Annotated in this window: 6 protein-coding genes; 3 read left to right on the forward strand and 3 right to left on the reverse strand. The window is 72.4% G+C overall.

What is annotated here, in order from left to right; translation table 11 throughout:
• Positions 1 to 116 precede the first annotated feature (116 nt).
• Positions 117 to 365, reverse strand: coding sequence for a DUF3263 domain-containing protein (locus FNH09_RS43065; RefSeq protein ID WP_152895319.1), 249 nt, complete (start codon positions 363 to 365; stop codon positions 117 to 119).
• A gap of 237 nt (positions 366 to 602) precedes the next feature.
• On the opposite strand from FNH09_RS43065, the gene FNH09_RS43070 reads away from it, so the two are divergent.
• From FNH09_RS43070 to FNH09_RS43080, 3 genes are all read left to right on the forward strand, one after another.
• Entirely contained in the window at positions 603 to 1580 is a 978-nt protein-coding gene (locus tag FNH09_RS43070; RefSeq protein ID WP_162469961.1) for an ROK family protein, read from the forward strand.
• Positions 1580 to 2722, forward strand: a complete 1143-nt coding sequence (nagA, locus tag FNH09_RS43075; protein WP_152895320.1) for an N-acetylglucosamine-6-phosphate deacetylase — start codon at positions 1580 to 1582, stop codon at positions 2720 to 2722. Before FNH09_RS43070 ends, nagA begins: the two co-directional genes overlap by 1 nt.
• 132 nt (positions 2723 to 2854) lie before the next feature.
• Entirely contained in the window at positions 2855 to 3784 is a 930-nt protein-coding gene (locus tag FNH09_RS43080) for a hexose kinase (protein WP_162469962.1), read from the forward strand.
• An 80-nt stretch (positions 3785 to 3864) separates the two neighbouring features.
• Here the strand turns inward: FNH09_RS43080 and FNH09_RS43085 are convergent, their stop codons facing one another.
• Positions 3865 to 4806, reverse strand: coding sequence for a carbohydrate-binding protein (locus FNH09_RS43085; protein WP_152895321.1), 942 nt, complete (start codon positions 4804 to 4806; stop codon positions 3865 to 3867).
• Between the two features lie 131 nt (positions 4807 to 4937).
• Complete coding sequence (gene cdgB / locus FNH09_RS43090) at positions 4938 to 6596, reverse strand: diguanylate cyclase CdgB (protein WP_152895322.1); 1659 nt, start codon at positions 6594 to 6596, stop codon at positions 4938 to 4940.
• Between the last annotated feature and the right edge of the window lie 466 nt (positions 6597 to 7062).

Genomic DNA, 7062 nt, shown 5'->3' on the forward strand with positions numbered 1-7062 from the left:
GGGCCGAGCGGGGTGCGGGGGGTGCGTCTCATGGCTGCCCATACGGCGACCCTATCCGCGGGGCGGCACCCGTACCCCTGACTCGTCGGAGGCGGGGACGGCAGGCCGGTCCTGGCTCACCGTTCGGCGCGCCGGGACTCCCGCACCCGTCTCAGCCGGTTCACCGTGACCGGGTCCTCGGCCAGGGCCCGCGCGTCGTCGAGGAGGGCGTTGAGCAGCTGGTAGTAGCGGACGGGCGCCAGGCCGAGCTCCTCGCGGATGGCACGCTCCTTCGCGCCCGGGCCGGAGAAGCCCCGGCGCTCCAGGGCGAGAATGTCCCGTTCGCGGCGGCCGAGGGCGGCACCGCGGTCCTGGTCGTCGTCCATGACGGCACCGTAACCGCTCCCGACGGCCGAGCGGGAGTGCGGCGGGATCCGGCCCCGGGACGCACCACGCCGGTGTGGCCGCTCCGGGACGCGCCGCGAGCTGCCCTGTTCCGTCCGTCGGCCGCGCAGTGCCGTTCTTCGCCCGGATTGCGCCGGGCGCTCGTCCGTTTGTCGAATAAAGGTCTATACCGCGCAAGTGGACTAGACCTCTCGCGGTCCACGGGCCACACTGTCCCCGTGAGACATGTCATCGCCCTCGACGTGGGCGGCACCGGGATGAAGGCCGCCCTGGTCGGGGTGGACACCACACCGTCCGGAGGAAGTCCGTCCGGACCCCCCGTGCTGCTGCACCAGGCGCGCCGGGCCACCGGCCGCGAGCACGGACCCGACGCGGTCGTCGACGGCATCCTCGACTTCGCCGCGGAACTGCGCGCCCACGGCGAGCGGCACTTCGGCGAGCCCGCGGCCGCCGCCGGCGTCGCCGTCCCCGGCATCGTCGACGAGCAGCAGGGCATCGCCGCCTACGCCGCCAACCTCGGCTGGCGCGACGTACCCCTGCGCGACCTGCTCGCCGAGCGGCTCGGCGGCATCCCCGTCGCCCTCGGGCACGATGTGCGCACCGGCGGTCTGGCCGAGGGCCGGATCGGCGCGGGCCGGGGCGCCGACCGCTTCCTGTTCGTCCCGCTCGGCACCGGCATCGCGGGCGCCATCGGCCTCGACGGCCGGGTGGAGGCGGGCGCCCACGGCTTCGCGGGCGAGATCGGCCATGTCGTCGTACGGCCCGGCGGGATCCCCTGCCCGTGCGGGCAGCGCGGCTGCCTGGAGCGCTACGCGTCCGCGGCGGCGGTCAGCGAGGCCTGGGCCGCCGCCTGCGCAAACCCGGAGGCCGACGCGGCGGACTGCGCGAAGGCCGTCGCGTCCGGCGACCCGAACGCCGTCCGGGTCTGGCGGGCGGCCGTGGACGCGCTCGCCGACGGGCTGGTCACCGCGCTCACCCTGCTGGACCCCCGCACGCTCATCATCGGTGGCGGACTCGCCGAGGCGGGGGAAACCTTGTTCACACCGCTGCGGGACGCCGTCCGGCAGCGCGTCACCTTCCAGAAGCTTCCGTCGATCGTCCCCGCGGCACTCGGGGACACCGCCGGCTGCCTGGGCGCGGGGCTCCTCGCCCGGGATCTCCTGACCACCACTGACCCCTCGGAGGTAACCGCCTGATGGCCACTAGGAAGGTTCTCGCCGGCGCCCGGGTGGTACTGCCCACCGGGACCGTGGACGGCGGCCGCGTGTTCGTCGAGGGCACCCGGATCGCCGGCCCGTCCCCGGCCGACGCGGAGACCGTGGACGTCAGCGGCCACTGGCTGGTCCCCGGCTTCGTCGACATCCACAACCACGGAGGCGGCGGCGCGTCCTTCTCCGGCCCGGCCGAGGACGTCCTGACGGCCGTCCGCGCCCACCGCCTGCACGGCACCACCACCCTCGTCGCCTCCACCGTCACCGACGACATGGACATCCTCACCCGGCAGGCCGGGCTGCTGTCCGAACTGGCCGAACAGGGCGACATCGCGGGCATCCACTTCGAGGGCCCGTTCATCTCGCCCTGCCGCAAGGGCGCGCACTCCGAGGCGCTGCTGCGCGACCCCGACCCGGCGGAGGTGCGCAAGCTGGTCGACGCGGCCCGCGGCCACGCGAAGATGGTCACCCTCGCCGCCGAACTGCCGGGCGGCATCGACTCCGTACGCCTGCTGGCCGACCACGGGGTGATCGCGGCGATCGGGCACACGGACGCGACGTACGAGCAGACGGTGGAGGCGATCGACGCGGGCGCGACCGTCGCCACCCACCTCTTCAACGCGATGCCCTCGCTCGGCCACCGCGCCCCGGGCCCGATCGCCGCCCTCCTGGAGGACGAGCGCGTCACGGTCGAGCTCATCAACGACGGCACGCACCTACACCCGGCCGCCCTGGAACTGGCGTTCCATCACGCGGGCCCGGACCGGGTCGCGTTCATCACCGACGCGATGGACGCGGCCGGCATCGGCGACGGCCGCTACATGCTCGGCCCGCTGGAGGTCGAGGTCAGCGAGGGCGTCGCCCGGCTGGTGGAGGGCGGCTCCATCGCGGGCTCCACCCTGACCCTGGACCGCGCGTTCCGGCGGGCGGTGACGGTCGACCGGCTCTCCGTGGAGCACGCGGTCGCCGCCCTCTGCGCCAACCCGGCCCGGCTGCTGGGGATGTACGACAGGGTCGGCTCCCTCGAACCCGGCAAGGACGCCGACCTGGTGCTCCTCGACGAGGACTTCGCCCTCAAGGGCGTGATGCGCCGGGGCGAATGGGTGATCGATCCCCAACTGGCCTGAAACGTCCGCCCACACAGAGACGGTGGCCGACCCGAGGACTGGGCCGACCGCCGTCTCTTTGGCATGATCAGGCCTCTGGGCAAGGCGACACGACAGGCGTGTGCCTGATTTCTTCGGGGGAGGTCGCTCCGGGTGATTCTCACGGTCACGCTGAACACCGCTCTCGACATCACCTATCGCGTACGGTCCCTGCGGCCGCACACCTCCCACCGGGTCTCCGAAGTACTGGAGCGCCCCGGCGGCAAGGGCCTGAACGTGGCCCGCGTACTGGCCGCGCTCGGCCACCCGGTGACGGCCACGGGCTTCGTGGGCGGCGCGACGGGCCAGGTCGTGCGGGAGCGGCTGGCGGACACGCCCGGCGTCCGGGACGCCCTGGTCCCGGTCTCGGGTCCGACCCGCCGCACGGTGGCCATAGTCGACCCGCTCTCCGGTGACACCACCCAGCTCAACGAGCCCGGCCCGCTCATCACGCCGGCCGAGTGGTCCGCCTTCCAGGGCACCTACGGGGAACTGCTCCGCGGTGCCGCCGCGGTGGCCCTGTGCGGCAGCCTGCCGCCGGGGGTGCCGGTGGGCGCGTACGCACTGCTGGTGCGGACCGCGCGGGCCGCCGGGGTGCCCGTCCTGCTCGACACCAGCGGCGAACCCCTGCGCCGGGGCGTCGCGGCCCGCCCGGACGTCGTCAAGCCGAACGCCGCGGAACTCGCCGAGCTCACCGGCTCCCACGAGCCGCTGAAGGCGACCCAGGACGCCCGCCGCCGCGGCGCCCAGTCGGTGGTGGCCTCTCTCGGCCCCCAGGGCCTGATCGCGACCACCCCGGAAGGCCGCTGGCGGGTCGCGCCGCCGCGCCGGGTGCACGGCAATCCGACCGGCGCGGGCGACTCGGCGGTCGCGGGACTGCTCTCCGGCTTCGTTGAGCACCTTCCGTGGCCCGCGCGGCTGGCCCGGGCGGCGGCCCTGTCGGCGGCGACGGTGCTGACGCCCGTGGCAGGCGAGTTCGACCGGTCGGTGTACGAGGAGCTGAGGGACCAGGTCTCGGTCACGGAGGAGAGCAGCGCGGCCTGAACACGGCCCGGGCCGGACGCCCCGGGCCGGAGCCCGGGGTGAACGCGTCCTGGTGCGGCGGCCCTGGTGCCGCCGCCGCCCTAGTTCCTGACCTGGCCCTTCTTGACCCAGAGCTGGTCGAGCAGGACGTTGCACTTGTCGCCGTCCTGGCAGGAGAGCGTGATCGTGTTGGTGCCCTTGGTGAGGGTCGGGTAGGCGAAGGTCTTCGTCCAGCCCTTCTCGAAGTCACCGTCGGCGGCGTGCGCGAAGTTGCCCAGGTTGAGCTTGGTGCCGAACTGCTTGCCGTTGAACGTGAGGGTCATCGACTGGTCCTGGCCCGGCACGCTGTAGTGCGCGAAGAGCGTGTAGTCGCCGTCCTCGGGGATGCCGTCGACGGTCCAGGTGACGGAGCTGCCGACCTGGTTGAGGTTGCCGACGTAGATGCCGCCGTCCGCCTGGGCGCCCTTGACGTCCGAGGCCAGGGCGGCGCCGCCGTCCAGCCGCAGCGCCTTCGCGTCGACCGTCGGGAGATCGGCCTCCTCGGCGGGCTCGTCGCCGCCGGACTCGCTGGGCGAGGCACTCGCGGAGTCGGTGGGCGCGGTGGAGGTGTCGCCACCCGCCTTGTTGTCGTCGCCGCCGCCGCCCGTCATCGCCACCGCGATGCCGATGACCACCGCCGCGACCACCGCGATCGCGCCGATCAGCAGACCCTTGGTGTTGGGACCGCGGCCGTTGCCGGCGCGGCGCGTCGGCTGCTGGGGAGCGGTGGGCGGGCCACCGGGGTACGACTCGGGCGCCGCGTAGTGCGAGTTCGGCTGCCCGTACGCGCCCTGCTGGGGCACGCCGGTCTGGCCGTACGCGGCGGTCGGCGCCTGCTGGCCGTACTGGCGCTCACCGACCGCGCGCACCCGGCTGACCGAGTTCGGGTAGCCGTAGCCACCGCCGGAGGGCGGCTGAGCTCCGTTGGCCTGCCCGTCGGCGTAGAGGTAGCCGAACGGGTCTTCTTCCTCAGGCGTGCTCGCGCCGTTGTTGCCGGGCGTCATCCCTTCGTACTCCTCAACAGGTGCGGGGCGGATGCGGTACACGTTCTTATACGAGTGGAGAATGGCGAGCCTACCCGCTTCTGATGGCCCGAACAGGTGACTCGGGCCGCATCAACCCGATGACCTGCACATCATCCCGCGCGTCTGTGCTGTTTGGGACGAGATCGTTTCTCGACGTACATCCGTTCGTCAGCTGACTTCAAGACCTCGTCCGCGGTCATTCCGCAGTGCGCCCAGCCGATACCGAAGCTGGCGCCCACCCGAACGGCCCGCCCCTCGGCCCGGATCGGCTGGATGATCTCGTTGCGCAGCCGTACGGCCAGGTCCTCGGCGTCGGCCCGGCCGAGCCCGTCGGCGAGGATCACGAACTCGTCGCCGCCGAGCCGGGCCACCGTGTCGCCGTCGCGGACCTGACGGCTGAGCCGCCGGGCGACCTCGATGAGCACCGTGTCACCCGCGTTGTGCCCGAACCGGTCGTTGATCGACTTGAAGCCGTCGAGGTCGCAGAAGAGGACCGCGAGGCCCTTGGTCCCGTCGTCCTCGCCCGCCTCGGGGGCGGCGGTGTGCACATGGTGGTCGAAGCCGTCGTACGCCTCCGCGCCCGGCCGGAAGTCGAAGCCGTGGCCGTTGGCGTCGAAGGCGGCGTGCCCGAAGGCCGCGTCGTGGGAGTCGAGCGCCGCGGGGTGCCCCGACTGCGGGCGGCGGCAGAGCCGGGCGGCCAGCCTGGCCCGCAGCTCGGCGGAGTTCGGCAGCCCAGTGAGGGAGTCGTGGGAGGCGCGGTGGGCGAGATGGAGCTCGCGGCGCTTGCGCTCCTCGATGTCCTCGACGTGGGTGAGCAGGAAACGCGGCCCGTCGGCGGCGTCGGCGACGACGCTGTTGCGCAGCGAGACCCAGACGTAGGTGCCGTCCCGGCGGCCCAGGCGCAGCTCGGCCCGCCCGCCCTCGGCCGAGGTGCGCAGCAGGGTGCCGATGTCCTCGGGGTGGACGAGGTCGGAGAAGGAGTAGCGGCGCATCGCGGAGGCCGGGCGGCCCAGCAGCCGGCACAGGGCGTCGTTGGTCCGCAGGATCCGGCCGTGCTGCTCGCCGCCCATCTCGGCGATGGCCATGCCGGAGGGCGCGTACTCGAAGGCCTGCCGGAAGCTCTCCTCGCTGGCGCGCAGGGCCTGCTGATCCCGTTCGAGACGGACCAGGGCGCGCTGCATATTTGCACGTAGACGCGCGTTGCTAATGGCGATGGCGGCCTGGAACGCATACATCTGGAGCGCCTCGCGCCCCCACGCGCCCGGCCGGCGGCCGTTGCGCGGCCGGTCCACGGACAGCACGCCGATCAGTTCGCCGCCGGAGCCGCCCGGCACGGCGGGCGTGAACATCGGCGCGAACAGCCGGTCGGAGGGGTGCCACTCGTCCTCGAAGCGGGGGGCGGGCCCGTCGGTGTACCACTGGGGGACGTCGTCGTCGTCGAGGACCCAGCCCTCGGTGTGGGATATGAAGACCAGCTCGCCCCAGGTCTCGCCCATGCTCAGGCGACGCTCCCAGGAGTCGCGCGAGCCGACGCGGCCGGTGATGAGGGCCTCGGCTGCCGGGTTGCCGGCGAAGGCGGCGACCACGAGGTCGCCGTCGGGGCGGACGAGGTTCACGCACGCCAGCTCGTACCCGAGGGCGCTCACCACGCCCTCCGCGACAGTCTGCAATGTGTCCGCCAGGCTTCGGGCGGTGTTCATGTCCGCCATGACCTGGTGCAGCTGTCGCAGGGACGCAAGACGGACATAGGGCTCCGACTCGGTCTCCATGCTCGCCCTCCCCCCGAGACTTCGCAGCGAATCAAGGGTTGTCTTCGGCGTACGTCCTTGCAGCTTCCCCGTCACTGAATCACAGCGCGCTGCCCACTCGGTACACAGGGTCAACAATTAATGGCTCTTGTGACTCAAGTCACAGCTGAAGCTGAACAATTCAGTAGAGTTTCTGCATTTCTCCTGTGCGTTTTCTGAACGCAAACTATGTGGGCCGGTGAACACGATGCGCAAGACACCGTTGTCGATCTTGTGAATGGGTCCTGCCCGCAAGCCGTGCGGCCTGCCTTGCAGCCCGCTTGCAGCCCTTCTTCCACCCGTCTTGCAGCCGTTCTTCCACTCGCCTTGCAGCCGGTCGCGTCGTCGTCTCGGTCCGCGGTCGTAGGTCCGTACTCGGACCGAGGGCCGATGTGCCGCCCGCGGAGCGGAGACTAGCGTTTCCGGCGTGCTGAAGACTTCGCCCGCC

Origin of the sequence: Streptomyces adustus, assembly GCF_009377175.1 — a bacterium.
Classification (GTDB): Bacteria; Actinomycetota; Actinomycetes; order Streptomycetales; family Streptomycetaceae; genus Streptomyces; species Streptomyces adustus.